Origin of the sequence: Meridianimarinicoccus zhengii, from assembly GCF_003254465.1 — a bacterium.
In the GTDB taxonomy this organism is placed as follows: Bacteria; Pseudomonadota; Alphaproteobacteria; order Rhodobacterales; family Rhodobacteraceae; genus Meridianimarinicoccus; species Meridianimarinicoccus zhengii.
The window spans coordinates 46,838-68,907 of the sequence record NZ_QDFI01000003.1 but is presented as its reverse complement, the minus strand read 5'-3'; the positions used below and the strand labels follow the sequence as shown (position 1 = coordinate 68,907).

20 protein-coding genes are annotated in these 22,070 nt (G+C 66.9%); 4 read left to right on the top strand and 16 right to left on the bottom strand.

Features of this window, described 5'->3' with window-relative positions; all coding sequences use genetic code 11:
* Positions 1 to 2 precede the first annotated feature (2 nt).
* Both DDE13_RS01680 and DDE13_RS01675 read left to right on the top strand, forming a co-directional pair.
* Positions 3 to 1,694: an ABC transporter permease gene (locus DDE13_RS01680; protein ID WP_111401016.1), complete on the top strand. Its 1,692-nt coding sequence runs from the start codon at positions 3 to 5 to the stop codon at positions 1,692 to 1,694.
* Positions 1,687 to 2,331: an ATP-binding cassette domain-containing protein gene (locus DDE13_RS01675; RefSeq protein WP_111401015.1), complete on the top strand. Its 645-nt coding sequence runs from the start codon at positions 1,687 to 1,689 to the stop codon at positions 2,329 to 2,331. The genes DDE13_RS01680 and DDE13_RS01675 overlap by 8 nt, the downstream gene beginning before the upstream one ends.
* A gap of 12 nt (positions 2,332 to 2,343) precedes the next feature.
* On the opposite strand, the gene DDE13_RS01670 is transcribed toward DDE13_RS01675, so the two are convergent.
* The 5 genes from DDE13_RS01670 to DDE13_RS01650 form a co-directional block, all read right to left on the bottom strand.
* On the bottom strand, positions 2,344 to 2,763 hold the full coding sequence (locus DDE13_RS01670; protein ID WP_111401014.1) for a DUF779 domain-containing protein: 420 nt from the start codon (positions 2,761 to 2,763) through the stop codon (positions 2,344 to 2,346).
* A 127-nt stretch (positions 2,764 to 2,890) separates the two neighbouring features.
* Entirely contained in the window at positions 2,891 to 3,361 is a 471-nt protein-coding gene (gene cynS / locus DDE13_RS01665) for a cyanase (RefSeq protein ID WP_235868542.1), read from the bottom strand.
* Between the two features lie 20 nt (positions 3,362 to 3,381).
* Complete coding sequence (locus DDE13_RS01660; protein ID WP_111401012.1) at positions 3,382 to 4,284, bottom strand: ABC transporter ATP-binding protein; 903 nt, start codon at positions 4,282 to 4,284, stop codon at positions 3,382 to 3,384.
* 9 nt (positions 4,285 to 4,293) lie between these two features.
* Positions 4,294 to 5,124, bottom strand: a complete 831-nt coding sequence (gene ntrB / locus DDE13_RS01655) for a nitrate ABC transporter permease (RefSeq protein WP_111401011.1) — start codon at positions 5,122 to 5,124, stop codon at positions 4,294 to 4,296.
* Positions 5,125 to 5,127: 3 nt separating this feature from the next.
* Positions 5,128 to 6,501 carry a CmpA/NrtA family ABC transporter substrate-binding protein gene (locus DDE13_RS01650; RefSeq protein ID WP_111401010.1) on the bottom strand — a complete coding sequence of 458 codons (1,374 nt, stop codon included), beginning with the start codon at positions 6,499 to 6,501 and terminating at the stop codon, positions 5,128 to 5,130.
* A 215-nt stretch (positions 6,502 to 6,716) separates the two neighbouring features.
* Here DDE13_RS01650 and DDE13_RS01645 point away from each other — a divergent pair, with 215 nt between their 5' ends.
* Entirely contained in the window at positions 6,717 to 8,570 is a 1,854-nt protein-coding gene (locus DDE13_RS01645) for a sigma-54 interaction domain-containing protein (protein ID WP_235868541.1), read from the top strand.
* A gap of 62 nt (positions 8,571 to 8,632) precedes the next feature.
* On the opposite strand, the gene DDE13_RS01640 is transcribed toward DDE13_RS01645, so the two are convergent.
* The 8 genes from DDE13_RS01640 to DDE13_RS01605 form a co-directional block, all read right to left on the bottom strand.
* Complete coding sequence (locus DDE13_RS01640) at positions 8,633 to 9,421, bottom strand: SDR family oxidoreductase (RefSeq protein WP_111401009.1); 789 nt, start codon at positions 9,419 to 9,421, stop codon at positions 8,633 to 8,635.
* Complete coding sequence (locus DDE13_RS01635) at positions 9,421 to 10,707, bottom strand: L-fuconate dehydratase (protein ID WP_111401008.1); 1,287 nt, start codon at positions 10,705 to 10,707, stop codon at positions 9,421 to 9,423. The genes DDE13_RS01640 and DDE13_RS01635 overlap by 1 nt, the downstream gene beginning before the upstream one ends.
* Positions 10,704 to 11,546: a fumarylacetoacetate hydrolase family protein gene (locus tag DDE13_RS01630; protein ID WP_111401007.1), complete on the bottom strand. Its 843-nt coding sequence runs from the start codon at positions 11,544 to 11,546 to the stop codon at positions 10,704 to 10,706. The genes DDE13_RS01635 and DDE13_RS01630 overlap by 4 nt, the downstream gene beginning before the upstream one ends.
* Positions 11,547 to 11,613: 67 nt before the next feature.
* Entirely contained in the window at positions 11,614 to 12,561 is a 948-nt protein-coding gene (locus DDE13_RS01625) for an ABC transporter substrate-binding protein (protein WP_111401006.1), read from the bottom strand.
* 40 nt (positions 12,562 to 12,601) lie between these two features.
* Positions 12,602 to 13,600 carry an ABC transporter permease gene (locus DDE13_RS01620; protein ID WP_111401005.1) on the bottom strand — a complete coding sequence of 333 codons (999 nt, stop codon included), beginning with the start codon at positions 13,598 to 13,600 and terminating at the stop codon, positions 12,602 to 12,604.
* Entirely contained in the window at positions 13,597 to 15,102 is a 1,506-nt protein-coding gene (locus DDE13_RS01615) for a sugar ABC transporter ATP-binding protein (protein WP_111401004.1), read from the bottom strand. Before DDE13_RS01615 ends, DDE13_RS01620 begins: the two co-directional genes overlap by 4 nt.
* Positions 15,099 to 15,926, bottom strand: coding sequence for an amidohydrolase family protein (locus tag DDE13_RS01610; protein ID WP_111401003.1), 828 nt, complete (start codon positions 15,924 to 15,926; stop codon positions 15,099 to 15,101). Before DDE13_RS01610 ends, DDE13_RS01615 begins: the two co-directional genes overlap by 4 nt.
* Positions 15,927 to 15,947: 21 nt before the next feature.
* Entirely contained in the window at positions 15,948 to 16,691 is a 744-nt protein-coding gene (locus DDE13_RS01605) for an SDR family oxidoreductase (RefSeq protein ID WP_111401002.1), read from the bottom strand.
* 124 nt (positions 16,692 to 16,815) lie between these two features.
* Between DDE13_RS01605 and DDE13_RS01600 the strand changes: the two genes are divergently transcribed.
* The gene (locus tag DDE13_RS01600; protein WP_111401001.1) at positions 16,816 to 17,607 is read left to right on the top strand and encodes an IclR family transcriptional regulator; all 792 of its coding nucleotides are present in this window, start codon (positions 16,816 to 16,818) and stop codon (positions 17,605 to 17,607) included.
* 157 nt (positions 17,608 to 17,764) lie between these two features.
* Here the strand turns inward: DDE13_RS01600 and pedF are convergent, their stop codons facing one another.
* From pedF to DDE13_RS01585, 3 genes are all read right to left on the bottom strand, one after another.
* On the bottom strand, positions 17,765 to 18,463 hold the full coding sequence (gene pedF / locus DDE13_RS01595) for a cytochrome c-550 PedF (protein ID WP_111401000.1): 699 nt from the start codon (positions 18,461 to 18,463) through the stop codon (positions 17,765 to 17,767).
* A 205-nt stretch (positions 18,464 to 18,668) separates the two neighbouring features.
* The gene (locus DDE13_RS01590) at positions 18,669 to 20,897 is read right to left on the bottom strand and encodes a hybrid sensor histidine kinase/response regulator (RefSeq protein WP_111400999.1); all 2,229 of its coding nucleotides are present in this window, start codon (positions 20,895 to 20,897) and stop codon (positions 18,669 to 18,671) included.
* Between the two features lie 3 nt (positions 20,898 to 20,900).
* Positions 20,901 to 22,070, bottom strand: coding sequence for an FIST N-terminal domain-containing protein (locus DDE13_RS01585; protein WP_235868540.1), 1,170 nt, complete (start codon positions 22,068 to 22,070; stop codon positions 20,901 to 20,903).

The window sequence follows — 22,070 nt, the reverse complement described above, 5'->3', positions numbered from 1 at the left end:
GCATGGCGCAGGCGGGGTTGCTCCGGGCGCTGCCTGCGCTGACGCTCGTGGCCATGCTGGGACCGGTGGCGGCTGGGCTGGCGGGTACATTGCTGCCGGCCTTCGGCCATATGCCGGCCATCGGCGCCCACGGTCCGAGCCTCGCGCCCTTCGCCGCCGTCCTTGCATGGCCGGGTCTGGGGGCCGCGGTCTGGACCTCGGTCTTCACCGGCCTGCTGGCCACCGCGGTGTCACTGGGCGCCGTCGTGCTGATCACCGCGGGCTGGTGGGGCACACGTCCGTTCCGCTGGCTCGAACGGGCGCTCTCGCCGCTGCTGGCGGTGCCCCATGCCGCCGCCGCCTTCGGGCTTGCCTTCCTGATCGCGCCGTCGGGCTGGCTGGCGCGGCTTGCGTCACCGGGACTGACAGGGTGGGAACGCCCGCCGGACTGGCTGATCGTGAACGATCCATGGGGCCTGTCACTGGTGGCCGGGCTAGCGGCGAAGGAGGTGCCCTTCCTGCTCCTGATGACACTCGCGGCGCTGGCGCAGGCGGATGTGGCGCGCAGCTTGCGCGTGGCACAGGCATTGGGTCATGGGCGCATCGCCGCGTGGCTTTTCTGCGTGTTTCCGCGCGTTTATGCCCAGATCCGGCTGGCCGTATTCGTCGTGCTGGTGTTCGGAATGACGGTGGTGGACGTGGCGCTGATCCTGGGGCCTTCCACCCCGCCGCCCCTGTCTGTGCAGATCCTGCGCTGGATGGGCGATCCCGACCTGTCACAACGCATGACCGCCGCGGCGGGGGCGCTGATGCAGCTCGCGCTGGTGCTTGGGGCGCTGGCGGTCTGGATCGCACTTGAACGTCTGGTGGCGCGCGCAGGCCGGGCATGGATCGCGTCAGGGTGGCGCGGGCGCGGCGACGGGGTGGCACGGGTTGCAGGGCTGTTACTGGGCGCCGGTTCGGCACTGGCCGTGCTGGGCGGGCTGGCCACCCTCGCGCTCTGGTCATTCGCGGGCTATTGGGGGTTTCCCGATCCTCTGCCCGCCTTTGCAGGGTCCAAGAACTGGATGCGCCATGGGCCGGGGCTTCGGGACGCGGCCGCCGATACGACGCTCGTGGCGGGGATCGCGGTCGCGCTGGCCGTGATCCTTGTTCTTGGGTGTCTGGAGGCGGAACACCGCACGGGCCGCCGCCTGCATGCGCGGGGGATGTGGCTGGTCTACCTGCCATTGCTGGTACCGCAGACCGCGTTCCTGCCGGGCTTGCAGACGCTGTTGTTGCAGATCGGCGCGGATACCGGGGTCGTGCCGGTGATCGCAGCGCATCTGGTATTCGTGTTGCCTTATGTCTTCCTGTCGCTGGGCGATCCGTGGCGGGCCTGGGATGCGCGGCACGCGGGGGTCGCGGTGGCGCTGGGGGCCGGACCGGGGGCGGTGTTCTGGCGGGTGCGGCTTCCCATGCTGCTGCGCCCGGTGCTGACGGCGGCGGCGGTCGGGTTCGCGGTCTCCGTCGGGCAGTACCTGCCGACGCTGCTGATCGGCGGCGGACGCGTGGCGACGCTCACGACTGAAGCCGTTGCGTTGGCCGCGGGCGGGGACCGGCGGGCCATCGGCGTGCATGCCATCGCCCAGACTGCCGCGGCGCTGCTGCCCTTCGCCGTGGCACTGGCGGTGCCTGCGATCCTCTGGCGCAACCGTCGGGGGCTGCATGGCTGAGGGGCTGAAGATGGACCAGCTGAAGATCACGCGGGACGGCGCGCCGCTGGTGGCGATCGACCGCGTGATCCCGCCGGGCAGGGTTCTGACGGTGATGGGGCCGTCGGGCGTCGGCAAGTCCACGCTGCTGGCGGCAATCACCGGGACCCTGGCGCCGGGCTTCGCCTGCACCGGGCGGATCATCCTGAACGGACGCGACATCACAGCCGCGCCGCCACATTCACGCCGGGTCGGCATCCTGTTCCAGGACGACCTGCTGTTCCCTCATCTGAGTGTGGGCGAAAATCTCGCCTTCGGTTTGCGTGGCGGCGGAGACCGGACCGCGCGGCGGAGCCGCATCGATGCGGCGCTTGCGGAGGTCGGGCTGGCCGGTTTCGCCGACCGCGACCCGGCCACGCTGTCGGGCGGGCAGAAGGCGCGCGTGGCCTTGATGCGGATGCTGCTGTCGGACCCGGCGGCGCTGCTGCTGGACGAAGCGTTCTCGGGCCTTGACGCGGACCGGCGCGCGCGGATGCGCAAGCTTGTCTTCGACCGGGCACGGGCGCGGGGCCTGCCCGTGCTGATGGTCACCCATGACCGCGACGATGCCGATGCCGCAGGCGATGACGTGATAGAATTGCGTCCCGGCGCGGGCTAGACCGCCGGGCTGTCAGATCGCGCAGCTCGCCACCGGCCCCTTCGGCGGATCGATCCCGAGCGCGCCCATCTCGGCCTCGGTAAACACGCGCGACCGCGACAGGAACCGCTTTTCCCGCCCGTTGTCGAGCGAGAACATGCCCCCCCGCCCCGGCACCACGTCGAGGATCAATTGCGTGTGTTTCCACACTTCGTATTGCGACCCCCCGATCCAGACCTTCACGCCATCGACCTCGCCAAGGCATACGTCGTTCTGTCCAATCTTGAAGTCCTCCGAGGGATAGCACATGGGCGACGACCCATCGCAGCAGCCCCCGGACTGGTGAAACAGAATCTCGCCATGATCGGCCTTGATCTCGGCGATCAATGCACTGGCTTCGGGCGTGGCAATCACGCGAGCGGGGGCTTTCACTGTGTCGGGCGCATCGGTCATGTCGGTCCTCCCTTACATGAAAATGGCCCCGTTCGAGGCCATTTTCCTATTGATATGCGACGGAGCCGCGACAAGACCAGTCGCCTATGGTCGTAGATCCCCGTGATACAGCGCCGCGCGGGCGGGCTTACCAGCTGTTGTAGCCAAGGAATTTGCCCGACATCTCGATCTTCACGCGGTCGCCCTTGGGGTTTTCCACGCGGGTGATCTGCATGTCGAAATCGATGGCCGACATGATGCCGTCGCCGAATTCCTCCTGGATAAGCGCCTTGATGGTCGGGCCATACACGCCGACAATTTCATACAGGCGATAGATGCAGGGGTCGGTGGGCACCGCCTGTTCCCATACCTTCGTGGGATATTCCGCCAGCACGTCCGCGGCCCCCGCGGGCAGGTTGAGAAGGTTCGACAGCGCCTCGGCCTTGTGCTTGGGCATGGCGTTCATGCCCATCGCCGCCGAATGGGTCCAGACGGGGGACATGCCGATGGCTTCGGCGATCCCTTCCCAAGTCATGCCAGCGGATTTCTTCGCGGCGATGATATGGGCGGTGACATCTTCCTTGGTGAGCATGTCGGGCATGGTCGCAGTGTCTTTCATGGTGGCCTCCTTTTGATCGTTCAGTGATTCACGGCGCGCAGGACCGGCGCCCCTTCGGCGGGGTCGTCGGCGGGGTCCGTCTTGTCGATGCGCACGGTTTCGGGCCGGTTCGGCCGCTCGCCGCCCTGCTGCCCCGCAAGTTCGCGCGAGCGTGTGCCGAGGAAATGCACGAGATGGTTGCGGATCGCGTAGAAGTTCGGATGCTCGATGATCTCGGTGCGCACGCGCGGGCGGGGAATCGTGATTTCCACCGATTCCGCGACACGGGCGAAGGGGCCGTTGGTCATCAGCAGGATGCGGTCGGCCAGCAGGATCGCCTCGTCGATGTCATGGGTGATCATGAACACCGTCTGTTCCGTGCCGCTCCAGATCTTCAGCAACTCGTCCTGGATCGTGCCGCGGGTGAGCGCGTCCAGCGCGCCGAAGGGTTCGTCCAGCAGCAGCAACTTGGGGTGGTTCGCGAAAGCCCGCGCGATGGATACGCGCTGCCGCATCCCCCCCGACAACTGGCTCGGCTTGCGGTGGATCACGTCGCCGGACAGGCCCACCATGTCGAGATACTTCACCGCGTGGTCGTGGACCTTCTCGCGGCTCCAGTCCGGGAAGCGTGCCTTGACCGCGAACGTCACGTTCTTGAGCGTGCTCAGCCACGGCAGGAGCGAGTAGTTCTGGAAAACAACGCCCCGGTCGAGGCTTGGCCCGGACACCTCGAACCCATCCATCTTGACGACGCCCGATGTCGGCTCGGCCAGCCCGGCGAGGATGTTCATGATCGTGGACTTGCCGCAGCCCGAATGGCCGAGGATGCAGACGAATTCGCCCTTCTCCACCCTGAAGTTGGCATTCTCGAAGACGGTCATCGTGCCGCCCTGCCCGTCCGGGAAACGCTGGGTCAGGTTTTCGATGCTGAGAAATGGCTTCATGGTCTGCTCCTATTCCACATATGCCACGGCGCGCTGGAGCACACCGAAGGCCGCGTCGAGGATCATGCCCACCACGCCGATCATCAGGATGGAGAAAATCACCGAAGTGAGATCGAGATTGTTCCACTCGTTCCAGACGTAATACCCGATGCCGGTCCCCCCCACGAGCATTTCGGCGGCCACGATCACCAACCATGCGATGCCGATGGAGATCCGCATGCCGGTCACGATGGTGGGCGCGGCCGCGGGCAGGATCACGGTGAACGCCGTCCTGAGCGATCCAAGCTCATGGGTGCGCGCGACATTTACCCAGTCGGCCCGAACCCCCGCCACGCCGAAGGCCGTGTTCAGCAGCATGGGCCATATCGAGCATATGAATATGACGAAGATCGCCGACGCCTCGCTGTCCTGGATGACGAACAGCGCCAGCGGCATCCACGCCAGGGGCGAAATCGGGCGCAGCACCTGTATGAACGGGTTCAAGGCCTTGTAGGCCACCGGTGACATGCCAATCAGGAACCCCAGCGGGATGGCGATGGCCGCCGCCAGCGCGTAACCCGTCAGCACGCGGTAGATCGAGTACCCGATCTGGATGCCGATCCCCTTGTCGTTCGGGCCCGCGTCGTAGAACGGCTTGGAAAGTTGTTCCCACGCCTTTTCGAAAACCTGGCTTGGGGGCGGAACGCCTGCGCGCTCCTGCCCCAGCCCCATCAGCCTTTCGTACTCGGTCAATTCCGTCGCGGCCTTCTGGGCGGGAATGGAGAATTCCCACACCAGAAGCCCCACGACGAGCAGCGCAAGCGACAGGATCGCGGCGCGCTGGTTCAGCGACAGGACCATGGATCACCCCCGCCCGATGGCAAAGCTGGCGACATAGCCTTCGGGGTCGGCCGGATCGAAGGTCTTGCCCATGATCGTGTGGGACTTGTAGGTGACGTCCGGTGCCTCGTAGCCGAGATCGTTCATCACCTTGCGCGCGTCGGCGGCAAGGTAGACCTGCTCGGCCACGGCGCGGTAATCGATGTCTTCCTCGATATAGCCCCAGCGTTTCATCTGGGTGAGGATCCACACGCCCATCGAATGCCACGGGAACGGGTCGAAATCGATCCGGTCGGGCACTTGCTGGACGTTGCCCAGACCGTCCGCGAAGGTGCCGGTCAGCACCTGTTCGATCACCGGCACCGGCTGGTTGAGGTAGTTGGTCGGCGCGATGGCCTCCGAGATCTCCTTGCGGTTCTCGGGGTTCGACGCGTATTGGGTGGCATCGATGATCGCCTTCAGAAGCGCGCCGTAGGTGTTGGGCAGTTCGGTGGCGAAGGACAAGGGTGCCGCGAAGGCGCAGCAGGGGTGCCCCTCCCAGATCTCCTTCGTCAGGATGTGGATGAAACCGATCCCCTCCCACACCGCGCGTTGGTTGAACGGATCGGGCGACAGATACCCGTCAAGGTTCCCGGCGCGCAGGTTGGCCACCATCTCGGGCGGCGGAACCACGCGGATCTGAATATCCACGTCCGGGTCCAGCCCGAACTCGGCCACGTAGTACCGCAACAGGAAGTTGTGCATCGAGTATTCGAAAGGCACGCCGAAGGTGAAGCCCTTCCACTGGGCTGGATCGCGCTTGTCGAGATGCTCGTTCGACAGCACGATGGCCTGCCCGTTGATGTTCTCGACGGCGGGCATGATGTAGGGCACGGCGCTCGACCCTGCCCCGAGCGTCATCGCCAGCGGCATGGGTGTCAGCATGTGGCTCGCGTCGTATTCGCCATTGAGCGACTTGTCCCGCGCCACGGCCCAGCCGGCGGTCTTGATGACCTGCGCGTTCAGACCGTAGCGTTCGTAGAACCCCATGGGCTGCGCCATGATGATCGGCGTGGCGCAGGTGATCGGCACGAAACCGATGTTCAGGTCGGTCTTTTCCGGCGGGCCGAGTTCGTCGAGGATCGCGGCCTTCGCCTTGTCCAGCGGGAAGACCGAGGCGAGTGCTGCGGCTACGGTGCTGCCCCCCAGCATCCCCATGAAGGACCGCCGCCCGATATCGCTCTGCCCGAAGACGGAGCGCACGATGGCGCTTTCGACGGCGCGGTCCAGCATCGCCTCGCGGTCCATGGGCGCATCGTGGGCGTGGCCGGCACCGCCGCAGGCGGAACAGCCGCAATCTGCACCGTGCCGCAGATCTGTCTTCGCGGAGTACGGGTCTCCAAGGCTCTTGATGGTCATGGCGCTTCCCTGTTGTGCTTGTTTCCAACAGCTTCGGCGGCGCCCCTGCGAAGCTGAAGCCCAAATTCACAGCACCCAAAAATTACATTTTTTATATTATTTACAATACTCTGACCACACCATCCGGGCAGGCATGCGTTACGATTTTCCGTGTTTTACGAAATTTCGTGTTGCGCAGATCGCGTTGCCGCGCTTTGCTCGCCCTCATGGAAGATATGTCGCACCCCGATGATTCCCGTGCGCGCGCCACGCTCGCGCCGGTGCTGCTGCTCGACCCGCGGCGGGACCTGATCCTCGACGCGAATGACGATGCGGCGCGCCTGCTCGACCTGACCGAACCCGCAGGATCACAGTTCTCGCGGCACCTGCCGGACGGCCCCGCGCAGATGATCGTGTTCTGCGACGAGGTCGCCCATCGCGGTACGGCTTGGACACGGCGGGTGCGGCTGGCCGCACGCGATGGCACCGCGCTCGACACCGAATTGCGCGGCCGGATTGCCGACGGACCGGACGGGCCACTGATCTGGCTGACCATCGTCGATCTGCACGAGATCGAACTGCGCTCGGAAATCGCGGAGGCCGCCGAGATACAGCGCGCAGGTCTTTTCGAATGGCACCGCGCGCAGACATTCTTCGCCGAGCTGGAGCGGCAGAACCAGCTGATCCTGAACGCGGCGGGCGAAGGCATCTACGGGGTCAATGCCGATGGCAAGACGACGTTCGTGAACCGTGCTGCACAGGAAATGCTTGGCTGGACCGCCGCGGACCTTCTGGGCCGCGACATCCATTCGATGATCCACCACCACCATCTGTCGGGCGAGGTATATCCCCATCACGACTGCCCGATCTATCGCAGTTTCCGCCACGAACAGGTGCACCGGATCGAGGACGAGGTGTTCTGGCGCAAGGATGGCCGCCCGATCCGGGTCGAATACGTCTCGACACCGATCTACGATTCGCAGGTGCTGGCGGGGGCCGTGGTGATCTTCCGCGACATCACGGAGCGCAAGGAAAACGAACGCCGCCTGCGTGAAGCGCTGGACGAGGTCGCGGCGCTGCGCGACCGGCTGGAACAGGAAAACGCCTATCTGCAGGAGGCGATCACCAGCGAACGGGCCCATCACGACATCATCGGCACCTCCCCCGCGATCCGGCAGGTTCTGGCCCGGATCGAAATGGTGTCGCGCACGACCGCGAACGTTCTGGTCACCGGCGAGCCCGGCACCGGCAAGGCGCTGGTTGCCGCGGCCATCCACAAGGACAGCGACCGGCGGCGGCGCCCCTTGATCCACTTCAAATGCGGGCCGGCCGCGCCCGACACGCTGGAAAGCGAATTGTTCGGCTACATGCGCGGGGCGTTCCCCGGGGCGCTGCGGGACATGCCGGGCAAGCTGGAACTTGCCCATGGCGGCACGCTGCATCTGGATGACGTGGCCGAGCTGCCGCTGGAATTGCAGGGCCAGTTGCTGGCGACCTTGCAGGCCGGCGAGGTGCGGCGACTTGGCGACACGCGCGCGCGGGCCATCGACATCCGGGTCATCGCCTCCACCAGCCGCGATCTCGCGCGCGAGGCCGCAGCGGGGCGGTTCCGCGAGGACCTGTTCTTCCATCTCAACGTGTTCCCGATCCATTGCGTGCCGCTGCGCGACCGGACAGACGACATCCCGCCGCTGGCGGGGCACCTGCTGAAGCTGGCCTGCAAGCGGCTGAACCGCCGGCCACCCGTCATCACCGAAGGCACGATGCGGATGCTGCGGGCCTATCCGTGGCCGGGGAACGTGCGCGAACTGGCCAACGTGATCGAACGGGGCGCGATCCTGTCGAGCGGCGGCAAGCTGATCGTGGAACTGCATTCGCGCCCGGGCACCGAGCGCCGCAACACGTCGAGCGGCGTCATGACGGAAGCCGAGATCGAGGCCTTGCGCCGCCGCAACCTGATCGCGGGCCTGCGCGAATGCGGGGGCCGGGTGGCCGGTCCGGACGGTGCAGCAGCACGATTGGGGATGAAATCCACGACGCTCTATTCGCGGATCAAGGCGCTTGGCCTGACGGAAAGCGACTGGCGCTAGCATCGGCGTGACGCCAGGTCGGGTAACAACAACCAGAGCCGGACACGCGCTGTCCGATCTGATCATCGTCCCTGATCGGACGTCCCCGTGGCACCGATGGAGCGGTCCAGATGGACATAGCCGCCATCCGGGAACAGCCACTGTCCCGTCATATGGCTTGCCCGGTCCGACAGAAGAAAGGCACAGCAATCCGCGATCTCGCGCGCCGTGGTCATCCGCTGCCCCAAGGGGATGCGCGCCGTGATCTCCGCCAATGCCGCGTCGCCATCGTCCATTCCGTCCAGCCAGCGGCGGTAGAGCGGCGTCATAACCTCGGCCACCACGATGGCATTCACGCGGACTCCGTCCGGCAGGAAGGCGACGGCCCATTCACGCGTCAGCCCCAGCTGTGCCGCCTTGGCCGCGACATAGGCCGAGGTGCCCCCCTGCCCCGTCAGCGCCGTCTTGGAACTGATGTTGACGATGGCGCCCCGCGCCGCGCGCAGATCGTCGTGCAGCAAATGGACCATCGAGTAGTAATGCACGAGGTTCTGTTCGAGACTTGCCCGGAACGCATCAGGCCCGGCATCGAGCCCCACGCCGTCATTCGCGCCCGCGTTGTTCACCAGCCCGTCGATCCGGCCATGCCGGTCGCGCACCGTCTGCACCGCGACGCGGCAGGCCGCGTCATCCGACAACTCGACCCGGACGAAATCCGCGCGCTGCGCCTGCAGCCAATCGGGATCGGGGTCGCTGCGAGCCAGAACGACGGGGCGGGCGCCTTCGGCCGCCAGGCATTCGGTGATGCCCGCGCCGATCCCCGATGCGCCGCCGGTCACGATCACGACCTTCTCCGCCAGGTGCAGATCCATCAGACCGCCCCGAAGCGGTAGCGCCGCAGGCTTTCGGGTTTCATCTCGATCGAGAATCCGGGTCGCGCGGGCGGCATGTAAGCGGCGTTCCGGATCACGCAAGGATCGACGAAATGCTCGTGAAGGTGGTCCACATACTCGATCACGCGCCCCTCGCGGGTGCCCGCAATGCACAGGTAGTCGATCATCGACATGTGCTGCACGTATTCGCACAGGCCGACCCCCCCGGCATGGGGGCAGACCTTGAGCCCGTGCTTTGCGGCCATCAGCATCACCGCCAGAACCTCGTTCAACCCGCCAAGGCGGCAGGCATCGACCTGCACGATATCGATCGCGCCTTCCATGATGAACTGCTTGAACATGATGCGGTTCTGGCACATCTCGCCGGTCGCCACCTGCACCGGGGCCACGGCCGCGCGGATGCGCCGGTGGCCTGCCACGTCGTCTGGGCTGGTGGGTTCCTCGATGAACCACGGATCGACGAAGGCGAGCCGCCGCACCCAGTCGATGGCGGCGTCCACCTCCCAGACCTGATTGGCATCGATCATAAGGCGTACGTCCGGGCCGACCGTGTCGCGCGCGATGGTCAGGCGGCGGATGTCGTCGGCAAGGTCTCGCCCGACCTTCATCTTGATGTGCCGGAACCCCGCATCGACGGCCTCGCGGCAGAGCCGCCGCAGCTTGTCGTCGTCATACCCGAGCCAGCCGGCAGACGTGGTGTAACACGGATAGCCCTCTGCCATGAGCGTGGCAGTGCGCGCCTGCTTGCCCGCTTCCTGCGCGGTCAGGAACTCCAGCGCCCAGTCGGGCGTGATGCAGTCCGTCAGGTAGCGAAAATCGATGCAGCGGACAAACTCCGCCGGGCTCATGTCGGCCACAAGCTGCCATACCGGCTTGCCCGCGGCCTTCGCCCACAGGTCCCACGCGGCATTCACCACCGCGCCGGTGGCCAGGTGCATCGCCCCCTTGTCCGGGCCGATCCAGCGCAACTGGCTGTCGCCGGTGACATGGCGCCAGAAGCGGCCCATGTCTTCGGCGATCCAAGACAATTCCAATCCCACGACAAGCGGTCGCAGCGCCTCGATCGCCGCCACGCAGACCTCGTTGCCGCGCCCGATGGTGAAGGTCAGCCCGTGCCCCTCAAGCGGGCCATCGGTTTCCAGCACGACATAGGCCGCGGAATAATCCGGGTCGGGGTTCATCGCGTCCGACCCGTCCAGTGCGTCGGAGGTCGGAAAGCGCACGTCAGCGGTGCGCAGCCCGGTGATCCTGCAGGCGACCGTCATGCGCGCACCACCTTCTGGACCTGCTCGCCAAGCCCGTCGATGCCCAGCCGCATCGTTTCGCCGCCCCTCAGGTAGATCGGCGGCTTCTGACCCAGACCCACGCCCGGCGGGGTGCCGGTCGAGATCACGTCGCCGGGCTGAAGCGACAGGAAGCGAGACAGGTAGCTGACGATCACCGGCACGGAGAAGATCATCGTCGCCGTCGATCCGTCCTGGTACCGGTGGCCGTCCACCTCCAGCCACATCCGCAGGTCGGCGGTATCGGGCAATTCGTCGGGCGTGACCAGCCATGGGCCGATCGGCCCGAAGGTATCGCAGCCCTTGCCCTTGTCCCAGGTCCCGCCGCGTTCGAGCTGCCATTCGCGTTCCGACACGTCGTTGATGACGCAGTAGCCCGCGATGTGATCCAGCGCGCGGGATTCGTCGATGTATCGCCCGCCCTCGCCGATGACGACGCCCAGTTCGACCTCCCAGTCGGTTTTGGCGGAGCCGCGCGGGATCTCGATATCGTCGTTCGGCCCGCAGATGGCCGAGGTCCATTTGGCGAAGACGATCGGTTCGTCGGGGATGGCGGCGCCGGTTTCGGCGGCGTGGTCGGCATAGTTCAGCCCGATGCAGATGAACTTGCCCACATGCCCGACGCAGGCGCCGATGCGTGCCGTGCCCGGCACTAGGGGAAGCGACAGCGGATCGATGGCCGCCAGCCGCGCCAGCCCGTCATGCCCGAGCGTCGCGCCCGCGATATCGTCGATATGGTCCGACAGGTCGCGGATCGCGCCGGCATCGTCCAGGATGCCGGGCTTTTCCTGCCCCTTCGGGCCGTGGCGTAGCAGTTTCATCGGGGCCTCTTGCGTGCTGGTCAGGGGACCGGGGACCGCACGAGGCCCCCGGCCGATCATGCGCCGGTCAGTTGTAAAGAACCGCGGCGATCTGCGGGTCGTCGATATTCGTGGCGTCGTACCAGAAGAAGCCGGTATCGATGGCGGCGGGCACCTCTTCGCCCCGCGCGGCCGCGACCGCCGCGCGCACCGTTTCATAGCCCATCCCCACCGGGTTCTGGGTGATCGCCCCGGCCATCAGACCGTCGCGGATCGCGTCGATCTGCGCCTGCCCGCTGTCGTAGCCGACGATGGTCAAGCCTTCGACCCCGGCTTCGCGGACGCCGTTGACGACCCCGATGGCGGAGCCTTCGTTGGTGCCGAAGATGCCCGACAGGTCGGGATGGGCGGCCAGCAGGGCGCGGGTGATCTCGGTGGATTCGAGGTGATCGCCGCCGCCGTATTCGATGGCCACGATTTCGACGTCCGGATGCTCCGCCTCGATGCGGTTCACGAACCCGTCGCGCCGGTCGATACCGGTGCGCGAGGTCTGGTCATGGGCGACGACCGCGACCTTGCCCGATCCGCCGATCATCTCGGCCATCTTGTCGGCGGCCATCGCCGCCGCGGCCACGTTGTCCGTCGCAGCGGTCGTGACGGGGATGTCGCTGTCCACGCCGGAATCGAACGCGACCACGGGGATGCCCGCCTCGGACGCCTGGCGCAGCACCGGGATCGCGGCCTGGCTGTCGAGCGCGGCAAAGCCGATCGCCGCTGGCTTGTTGGCCAGTGCCGCCGACAGCATGTCGATCTGCCGGTCTACCTGGGATTCGTTGTCCGGCCCCTCGAAGGTGACGCGCACGCCCAGGTCCTCGGCGGCCTGTTGCGCGCCGGTGTTCACGGCTTGCCAGAACTGGTGCTGGAACCCCTTGGAGATGATCGGGATGAAGATCTCCTCCTGGGCGAAGGCGCCTGGTGCTGCGCCGGACAGCGACAGGGCCATGGCGGCGGTGATGACGGTTCTTCTGGTGAACATCTGGTTTCCTCCCTTGGTTCACGTCTTGCTTTGGTCACGGTCAGCCGACGGCACGCCGCCGCAACTGGTCCGCGTAGACGGCGGCGATGATGATCGCCCCGGTCACGACGGTCTGCCATTCTGGCGCGACCGACATCACGCGCAGGCCGTTGGTCAGCACGGCCATGATCAGCGCCCCGATCAGCGTGCCAAGGATCGTACCGCGCCCGCCCGCCAGGCTGGTGCCGCCGATGACGACCGCGGCGATGGCCTCCAGCTCATAGCCAAGCCCGAGCGCGGGCTGCGCGGAGTTCAGGCGGCTGGCGATCAGCAACCCGCCGATCCCGACGATCCCGCCCGCCGTGGCATAGATCGCCATCTTCCACGCATCGGTGTTCACCCCGGACAGGCGCACCGCTTCCTCGTTCGAGCCGATGGCGAAGGTGTAGCGGCCCAGCACCGTGCGGCTTAGTATCCAGGCGGTCACGGCGGCGACCCCGAACAGGATAAGCACGCCGTTGGGCACGGGGAAGGCCGGGAACACCGCCCCCACCAGCGACCCGCGGGAAATCAGGTCGAAGCCGGGCGTGTCGTTGAAATAAATCGGCCGCGTTCCGGTCACGATCAGCGACAGCCCCTTGAGGATCAGCATCATGCCGAGCGTGGCGATGAAGGGCGGTATCTTCATCTTGGCGACCAGCGTGCCCGACACCAGCCCCGCAAGCGCCCCGGTGGCCACCGCCGTCAGCACCCCCAGCAGAAGCGGCGCGCCCAGCCATGTCAGCACCACCCCGGTCATGACGGCACAGAAGGTCATCAGCGTGCCGATGGACAGGTCGATCCCGCCGGTGATGATGATGAGCGTCACGCCGATGGCCAGCACCCCGTTGACGGAGGTCGCCTGAAGCACCGCCATGATGTTGGACACCTGGAAGAAATTCGGACTGGCCAGCGAGAACCCCAGCACCAGCAGGATCAAACCGGCAAAGGCCAGAAGCTTCTGCGGCGCGGCCCGGGGCGGGCGGGCGCGCGGTGGCGTCGTCGTGTCTGCATCGGTCATTGCGCGATCACTCCTTCGCGTTGCGTCGCCAGCGCCATGATCTCTTCCTGTGCGGCACCGCCGGGCAGGATGCCGGTCAGCCGCCCCTCGCACATCACGGCGATGCGGTGGGACAGGCGCAGCACCTCGGGCAGTTCGCTGGAGATCACGATGACCGCCTTTCCGGCCGCGGCGAGATCATTGAGCAACCGGTAGATCTCCGCCTTGGCACCGACGTCGATGCCGCGGGTCGGCTCGTCGAAGATCAGGATGTCGCAATCGCGCAGCAGCCATTTGGCGATGACGACCTTCTGCTGGTTGCCGCCGGACAGAAGGCGGAGCTCCTGCCGGTCATGGGGCGTGCGGATGCGCAGAGTGTCGATATGGTCGCGCGCGACGGCGGCCACGCGGGTCTCGTCGATCCGGCCGAGCCGGTCGGAAAAGCGCGCCATGCTGGCCAGCGCGATATTGGCCCGCACGTCGAGCCCGAGCGCGAGCCCGAAATGCTTGCGATCCTCGGACAGGTAGCCGATGCCTGCGCGTACCGCGTCGGCGGGGCTGCGGATGGTCCTGTGGCGGTCGTGAACGATGATCTCGCCCGTGTCGGGCGGCTCCGCACCGAATATCGCGCGCGCCAGTTCCGTGCGCCCCGCCCCCATCAGCCCGGCAAAGCCGAGGATCTCGCCCTTCTTCACGGCGAAGCTGACATCGTGCAGATCCCGCCCGCGGGACAGGTGCCGAACCTCCAGCGCGGTGTCGGCCCGCGACAGGTCGGGGATCGTGACGGTCTGGTCCGCGATCTCGCGCCCGACCATCATCGCGATGATCTGCGCGATCGGCGTGTCGGCGGCTGCGACCGTGGCGACATGGGCACCGTCGCGCATCACGGTCACCCGGTCCGAGATCCGGCGGATCTCGTCCATCTTGTGACTGATGTAGACGATGCCGACCCCTTCGGCCTTCAGCCCGCGGATGATCGTGAACAGTTCTGCGATTTCCGCGTCGTTCAGTGCCGCGGTAGGTTCGTCCATGATCAGGATGCGCGACCGGAAGGACAGCGCCTTCGCGATCTCGACCATCTGCTGGCGCGCGACGGTCAGCGCCCCCACGGGCTGGCGCACATCGATGCCCACGCGCATGCCACGGAATATGTCGGCGGCAGCGGCCTCCAGCGCGGCCTCATCGATCCGCCCGAAGGACCGCCGCGGCTCGCGCCCGATCCAGATGTTCTGCGCCACGGTCAGGTCGCGCATCAGTTCCAGTTCCTGGTGGATGATGCCGATGCCCACGTCCTGCGCCGCCTTCGGTGTCGGCAGCCGGACCGGCGCACCATCGACGAGGATGCGGCCGTCATCCGGCTGGTAGATGCCGGACAGGCATTTCATCAGGGTCGACTTGCCCGCCCCATTCTCGCCCATCAGGGCATGCACCTCTCCCGCGCGCAGGTCGAAATCGACGGCCCGCAGCGCGTGAACGCCGGGAAAGCGCTTGTCGATCCGTTCCATGCGCACGACCGCGGTCATGGCGCCAACCCATAGAACCGCGCGGCATTGCCGCCCATGATCGCGGCGTGGTCCGAAAGGCCGAGATCCGCCAGCAGCGCATCGGTCAGGTCGCGCCATCTCTCCCACGTCGCGGCGAGTGTCAGCACCGGCCAGTCGCTGCCCCAGATCAGCCGCTCGGGGCCGAACCAGTCGATCAGCGGCGCAACGATGTCGCGCAGGGCGGGCAGCGGGTCGGCGCGTGCGGCGGGCGCAAACTCGGTCAGAAGACCCGACAGCTTGCACTGCACATGCGGCAGGCGGGCCAGCGCCTGCATTCCCGTGGCCCAGTCGTCGCGCGCGCCGGGTTGCGGCTTGGCGGCATGGTCGATGACCAGCGGCAGGTCGGGATGCCGCGCCGCGACCTCCCGCAGCATCGGCAGATGCCGTTCAGTCACCAGCGCATCGAAACACAGACCCGCATCGGCAAGCGCCCGCAATGCCTCGGGCCGCGCGGCGTCCAGCAGCCAGTCGGTCGCGGCGATGTCCTGAAGCATGGGGCGCACGCCCCGGAACACCGGGTCCCGTGCAAGCTGGTTCAGCATGGCGCGGGCATCATCGGCTGCGAGGTCCACCCAGCCGACCACCCCGCAGATCCGCGAGTCCTGCCGGGCAAGATCCAGCAGAAATTCCGTCTCCGCCACCGATGGCGCTGCCTGCACAACGATCAGCCGCGCATCCCCCGGATAGTCCTTGGGCAACACATCCCGCCGTATGGGGTCAAGCGCAGGGTCCGCGCCCGCCAGCCAGCCATAGTCGCCGCGGTCCAGCCGCCAGAAATGGCAATGGGCATCGACGATCGTCATGGCGCACGCCTCCTCCCCCGGTCAGATCGTCACGCCACCATCCGCCAGCATGGCCTGGCCCGTCACGAAACGGCTTTCATCCGACAAGAGATAGACGATCAGCGGGATCACGTCGTCCACCGTCGCAAGGCGCCCCATGGGCTGCCGCGCGATGAAATCCTTTTCGGCCTTTACCGGATCCGGCGCCGCCGCGATCCGCCCCCGCAGCGAAGGCGTATCGACCGTGCCCGGGCAGACAGCGTTGCAACGCAGGCCTGTCGTCACGAAATCGGCGGCGATGGCCTTGGTCAGGCCGATCACCGCCGCCTTGGTGGCACCATAGGCGGCGCGGTTCGGGAATCCCTTGATGGAGGATGCCATGGACGCCATGTTCACGATGCTCGCGGTTCCGGTGTCGGCGGCACGCGCCAGAAGCCCCGGCAGGCACGCGCGCGACAGGCGCACCATCGACGTGATGTTGGTGTCGACGCTGTGCGCCCAGTCCGCATCCGACAGATCGAGGATTGTGCCGTGATGCACGATGCCCGCGCAGTTGAACAAGCCGTCAAGCGCGCCGACCCTGCTTGCGATGTCGCGAATTCCGTCGGGGTCGGTCACATCCAGTTGCGCAGTCTCGATCCCGTGCTCCGCCAACCCGTCGAGCAAACCGGGATCACGGTCGGTCGCCAAGACCTGCGCCCCTTCGGATGCGCAGGCGATGACGGCAGCGCGCCCCATCCCCTGCCCGGCCGCCGTCACGAGCAGCCTCTTGCCAGTCAGCCGCATGATCCCTCCCCGATCCTACGTGCTTCATATTTGAATTATCAGTCCATATATAAATCCATGGCGCAAGCAGAATCTTGCGTGCCGATGGCGAACGACCTACGAGGCCGGGGTTGGGAAAGGACCCATGCAGATGCTTGAACGGCGCGACACCGAGCCTTCTGACCCGAAATACCGCGCGCCCGCGCTGGACCGGGGACTCGACATCCTGGAAGTCCTGGCCGGGCAGGCTGACGGGCTGACGCGGACGGAACTCATGCGCGAACTTGGGCTGGGCGCGTCACAGATCTACCGCATGCTCGAACGGCTCGTCGCCCGCGGCTACGTCACGCGACTGGCGGGCGGCGACCGCTACGCGTTGTCGATGAAACTGTTCCTGCTGGCGACCGGCCACCCGCCGGTCCGCAGGCTGACGGCCCAGGCCCAGCCCGAGATGGACAGGTTCGCCCGCGAGATGAACCAGTCCTGCCATCTCGTGATGCCCGAGCACGGCGCCGGGATTGTCGTGGCACAGGCCAGCCCGGCCTCCCACTGGGAATTCCGTGCACGGGTCGGCGCGTCGATGGACCTGTTCCATACGGGTTCGGGGATCACGCTGCTCGCCTTCCAGCGGCCTGACCGGATCGGCGCGACGATGGGCCACTGGGGACTGCACGACGCCGCGGAGCGGCTGGCGCAACGTGCGTCCGATCTGGCCGCGATCCGTGCGGCAGGATACCGGGCGGAGCCGTCACGGCAGGTCGTGGGGATCACCGATCTCAGCGTGCCGGTCCTTGGCCCGTCGGGGGAGGCGGTCGCGGCGATCACCTGCGCATACCTGGAACGTCCGGGACACGAAGAGGCGCCCACGCGGGCGGCGACCCTTGCACGGCTCATCGCGCTCGGCCGGACACTGTCGCTGGACGCCGCGCCGGGCTGATCGCGCCGCACCCTGTCCGAACGACCGGCAACCGGATCACACCATCTTCCATGCGCCGACGGACGTGCCGTTGGGCCGACCGCCGGACACTGCCCCACCTCACCGCGCCCCTGCCGGCCGGCAGTGGCGGGCCGTTCATGCCCGCACGGCCCCCGCCTCACTGCGCGGCCGAGAGGCCGACGGTGAGGATCTCTGCGGCGTCCTTGTGGGCGGTGGGGTCCGCCTCCAGCACCAGCGCCGCGCGCAGGGCGATGCTGTCGGCCACCGGCGCACCCGACAGCGTCTCGATCTGCCCCGCGATGTCGTGCAGCCGCGCCGCCATCGCCGCCTCGTCCGTGCCCGCCCCGTCCAGCAGCGCGTCGCGCATCGCCTTCAGTTCGTCCGACACCGCCTCCACCGCCACGTCGTCGGGCCGCGTCTCGATATAGGTGCGGATCGCCCATGCGGCTTCCTGGTTCATCACCTCCTCGAAGGCCGGCATCTTGGTCGTGCCGCCCTGCGTGTAGCCGTAGCGGAAGCGTTCCACGTACCATTCGTCGTCGTATCCCGACGCCTCGAGGAAGCGCAGGTCCGGCGCGAGCCCGCCCGAGATCCCCTCCAGCCCGTGGCAGCGCGCGCAGTTCTGGGTGTAGCCCGACGCGCCCACCGTGATCGCCCGGCGCCAGACATCCGCACCGGCGGTCTCGGCGCGGTAGGGGTTCTCGGACAGCCAGTCGCCGCCCAGTTCGGGCAGGCCGGCCGTGTCCACGGGCTGCGGCGCCACGTCGCCATGGGCCAGCGCCGCGGCGGCACAGACCCCCGCAAGTGCCAGGACGGACAGGAAGGTCGGGGTCGAAAACGCGATCGGGGTCGGCATCGGGGGCTCCTCCTCGGGCATGATGTCACCTTCGGGGATACCGCCACGACAGCGGGCGCACCATTCGACCATCGTTGCGGGTTCTGCAGCGCAGAAGACAGGTTCAACCAGATGAATCCACGTGATTTTTGATGGATGTCTTGCAGCGGCGTTCCCTGAACGGCGGGATCGGGCCGCCCGTCACCGACCTTCGTCGCAGTCCGGGTCAGACCCGGGCGGCCGCCAACGGGTCGGGCACGTCGTCGAGGGCGCGCAGCAGGAACTGCTCCAGCTTGGCTGCATCGATGGGCTTGGAAATCATCGGCAGTCCCGTCTCGGCACAGCGGATGCGCAGTTCGGCGGAACGGTTCGCGGACAGGATGCAGACCGGGATACGCCCATACCGGTCGAAGAGTCGCTGCGCCAGCGTCACCCCGTCGGCCCCGCCATCGAGCTGGTAGTCGATCAGCACGGCGTCCGGCGTGATCTCGATCTCGTCCAGCAGCGCCAGCGCGGCCGCAGCCCCGTCAGCATCGAGAACACTGACATCCCACTTGCCCAGCAGCACGGTCATCGCCCGGCGCAGGTCTGCATCGTCTTCGACCAGCAGGACGATCATGCCGCGGTTCTTGAGCCGCCATGACGTGGATACCTGCGGCGCCCGCACGGTCCCGGCCCCACCCGCGCCATGGGCCAGCGGGAGGTTGACGAAGAACCCGCTGCCCTTGCCCGGCACGCTCCAAAGGCCCAGCGGATGCCCCAGCCGCGCGCACGCCCGTTCCACGATGGCCAGTCCAAGGCCCAAACCCTCGGACGCGCTGGCCGACGCATCCAGCCGCTGGAATTCCTGGAAGATCGTTTCGTGATCCTCCTCGGCAATGCCGCAGCCGGTATCCCATACCTCCAGCCTCACCGCGTCCTTCATGCGGCGCACGCCGACCAGAACCTTGCCCGAGCGGGTATACCGCAGCGCGTTGCCCATAAGGTTCTGCAGGATGCGGCGCAGATAGGACGGATCCGAACGCACGGAAAGCCGGCTCGGCACCACCCGCAGGCTGAGATTCTTGGCCGCGGCCACGGGCGCGAATTCGTCGCGCAGGGGCTCCAGCACCTCCGTCAGTGCGACGGTGCGGATATCGAACTGCGCCGAGCCGCTGTCGAGCTTGGAGATATCCAGCAACGCCTCGATGATCAGTTCCACGCTTTCCAGCGCGCGGCCCGCCTTGACCAGAAGCGGGTCGTCTCCGCCATCCGCGGCCGAGGCCAGGTAGAGCTTCGCCGCAGACAGGGGTTGCAGCAGGTCATGGCTGGCCGCGGCCAAGAAGCGCGACTTGGACGCGTTGGCACGTTCCGCCGCGTCGAGCGCGTCTTCCAGTTCGAGCGTGCGCTCCGTGACCCGCGCCTCCAGCGTTTCGTTGGCCATGGACAGCGCCCGCGTGGCTTCGCGTTCGGCGGTCACATCCGTCACCGAGATCACGAAGCCGCCATCGGGCATCTGGCTGGCAAAGGTCGCAAGGGTCAGACGGTTCGGCCCCAGCAGTTCGAAGGACATGGGCGTCCGCTGCACCACGTCGCCGCGCCAGTCCTCGAGCCGCCGCAGGAGGGCATCGTCGGACACGGCGAAACGTTCGCGCAGATCCTGGCTGATCGGGTCGAACCGCACACCCATGTGCAGCCGCGACCGCGGCAACGCCAGAAGCGTGGCGAAACGCCGGTTCCAGCCCACCAGCCGCGCACCGCGGTCGAAGATCGCCACCCCCTGGTTGAGATGTTCCAGCGTCGCGCGAATCATCCGCGCCTGTTCGTCCAGCAGCTTGTCGCGTTCCTCGCGGCCGATGCGGATCACGTCGGTGATGTCGGTATGCAGCATCACGGTCCCGCCCTTGAGCGTGCGATGTTCGCTGACCTGAAGCCAATGGTCGTCCTTCAACTCGACGTTGAACATGACATGGTGATCGGCATGGCGCTGCAACCGCCGCGCCGCCCATTCCTCGGGCGTCAGCCCCGCAGGCAGGGCGAGAAACCGCGACCGGCTGACCATCAGCACGTAGTCGCGGAAATGCAGACCCGGCTTCATGCTGGGCTGCACGTCGCGCAGCTGCAGGCAGAAGCGGCTGTTGCACATCACCATGACATCGTCGGCATCGAACAGCGCGAAACCCTCGCGGACGGCCTCGATCGCGTTGGCAAGGTCGCTCCGCGCGGCATCGGCGGCGCGGCTCGCTTCGGCCAGTTGCGCGTTGGAACGGTTGAGCAGCGTCAGCGCGTGCTCCAGTTCCGCGGTGCGCTGCTTCACCTCGTCTTCCAGGATCACGGCGCGTTCGAACTGGGCATACGCCTCGCCCGCGCCGTCCATGTCCTGCTCCACCCGGCGCATCAGCGCGTCGGTGATGGTCAGAAGCCGTGCATGCTGTTCTTCAAGCGTCTCGCTGGGATCAAGAAGATGGCTGTCCAAATCTTAGCCCGTCCCCGGCGGATAGATCGCCACGCCGGTCATCGTGTGGTTGACATGCTTCGCGCCCACCTGTTCGCCATAGGTATTGAACCCCACCACGTTATGGGCACTCAGCAGATCGGACACGCGCCGCGCGGCCTGCTTCTGCGTCGCTTCGATGCGGCGCAGGATACAGTCGCAGGCGAGGATCGTGTCGATGGGGCCATCCGCCGCAAGCTCGTCCAGCGCCTGTTCCAGATGCCCGGCGATGTCGCCCACCCTCGCCAGTGTCAGAACCAGCCCTTCGTCTATGGCCGAGAAGAACACCAGCGCCCCGTCCTCGGTCACGCGCTGGATCGCGCGGACATGATGGCGCCCGCCCACGCGCACCACCAGCGGATGGGCGGCAAAGGTGAACTGGCTCAGGTAATCGGGGTTCTTGCCGAGGATGCGGGCGTATTCACGGGCGGCAGGCCGGGCGTTGATCTCGCACACGATGCGCTGCCCGGGGTCCGCGCGGGTCACGACCATGCGCACATCCCCTGGTTCGAGATGGTCGAGGCTGAAGACGCGCACGGGACAGGCAGTGCGCACGAAGGTGATGACGGCGGCGTTGCGATAGCTCGTCCCGTCAAATGCCACGCGCGTCCGGTCGAACCGCACGCCATCGCCCGCCGATCCGCCGAAGACCGGCATGGACGACATGCCCGACGCCAGCGTCGCCATCAGGTAGTCCTCGCAGCGCGACAGCCCGTCGACCACGAGAAAGGCGAAGGCGTGGGCGAAGTCCATCGCACGGGTATCGAGCGCCATTCGCGTGCGAATCACTTCCCCCACGAATTCGGATGCATCGAGTCGGTCGAGATCGGTCACCAACATCGGCGAGGTGGCGAAATGCGCGGAGGGGAAGGCTGCCGCCACGATATCGCCCTCGGTATAGCCATTGCCGGAGATCTCGCCGGCGGTCGTGCAGGCCACGACATGCGCAGGGGCGAAGGCAAGCTGCGCCTCGGCGATGATCCCGTCGAAATCGGCTTCCGCATCGATGAACAGGAACACCTGCGCAAGCCCCGGTCCCAGTTCCGCCGCAAGCCGCCCGATCCCACCCGGCTCGTTCGCGGGAACGGTCGCGCGGCGCACATAGCCCTGCGCAACTCCGGATGTGACCGATACTCTGTCCGGTGACATGGTCAT

Coding starts and splice junctions, on each gene's coding strand:
- DDE13_RS01640 (WP_111401009.1), bottom strand. CDS start 9,421: ATGGATCTGCACCTGGCGGAGAAGGTCGTGATCGTGACCGGCGGCGCA.
- DDE13_RS01625 (WP_111401006.1), bottom strand. CDS start 12,561: ATGTTCACCAGAAGAACCGTCATCACCGCCGCCATGGCCCTGTCGCTG.
- DDE13_RS01620 (WP_111401005.1), bottom strand. CDS start 13,600: ATGACCGATGCAGACACGACGACGCCACCGCGCGCCCGCCCGCCCCGG.
- DDE13_RS01680 (WP_111401016.1), top strand. CDS start 3: ATGGCGCAGGCGGGGTTGCTCCGGGCGCTGCCTGCGCTGACGCTCGTG.
- DDE13_RS01675 (WP_111401015.1), top strand. CDS start 1,687: ATGGCTGAGGGGCTGAAGATGGACCAGCTGAAGATCACGCGGGACGGC.
- DDE13_RS01605 (WP_111401002.1), bottom strand. CDS start 16,691: ATGCGGCTGACTGGCAAGAGGCTGCTCGTGACGGCGGCCGGGCAGGGG.
- DDE13_RS01600 (WP_111401001.1), top strand. CDS start 16,816: ATGCAGATGCTTGAACGGCGCGACACCGAGCCTTCTGACCCGAAATAC.
- DDE13_RS01645 (WP_235868541.1), top strand. CDS start 6,717: ATGTCGCACCCCGATGATTCCCGTGCGCGCGCCACGCTCGCGCCGGTG.
- DDE13_RS01585 (WP_235868540.1), bottom strand. CDS start 22,070: ATGACCATGTCACCGGACAGAGTATCGGTCACATCCGGAGTTGCGCAG.
- DDE13_RS01615 (WP_111401004.1), bottom strand. CDS start 15,102: ATGACCGCGGTCGTGCGCATGGAACGGATCGACAAGCGCTTTCCCGGC.
- ntrB (WP_111401011.1), bottom strand. CDS start 5,124: ATGGTCCTGTCGCTGAACCAGCGCGCCGCGATCCTGTCGCTTGCGCTG.
- DDE13_RS01630 (WP_111401007.1), bottom strand. CDS start 11,546: ATGAAACTGCTACGCCACGGCCCGAAGGGGCAGGAAAAGCCCGGCATC.
- DDE13_RS01635 (WP_111401008.1), bottom strand. CDS start 10,707: ATGACGGTCGCCTGCAGGATCACCGGGCTGCGCACCGCTGACGTGCGC.
- DDE13_RS01610 (WP_111401003.1), bottom strand. CDS start 15,926: ATGACGATCGTCGATGCCCATTGCCATTTCTGGCGGCTGGACCGCGGC.
- cynS (WP_235868542.1), bottom strand. CDS start 3,361: ATGAAAGACACTGCGACCATGCCCGACATGCTCACCAAGGAAGATGTC.
- DDE13_RS01650 (WP_111401010.1), bottom strand. CDS start 6,501: ATGACCATCAAGAGCCTTGGAGACCCGTACTCCGCGAAGACAGATCTG.
- DDE13_RS01660 (WP_111401012.1), bottom strand. CDS start 4,284: ATGAAGCCATTTCTCAGCATCGAAAACCTGACCCAGCGTTTCCCGGAC.
- DDE13_RS01670 (WP_111401014.1), bottom strand. CDS start 2,763: ATGACCGATGCGCCCGACACAGTGAAAGCCCCCGCTCGCGTGATTGCC.
- pedF (WP_111401000.1), bottom strand. CDS start 18,463: ATGCCGACCCCGATCGCGTTTTCGACCCCGACCTTCCTGTCCGTCCTG.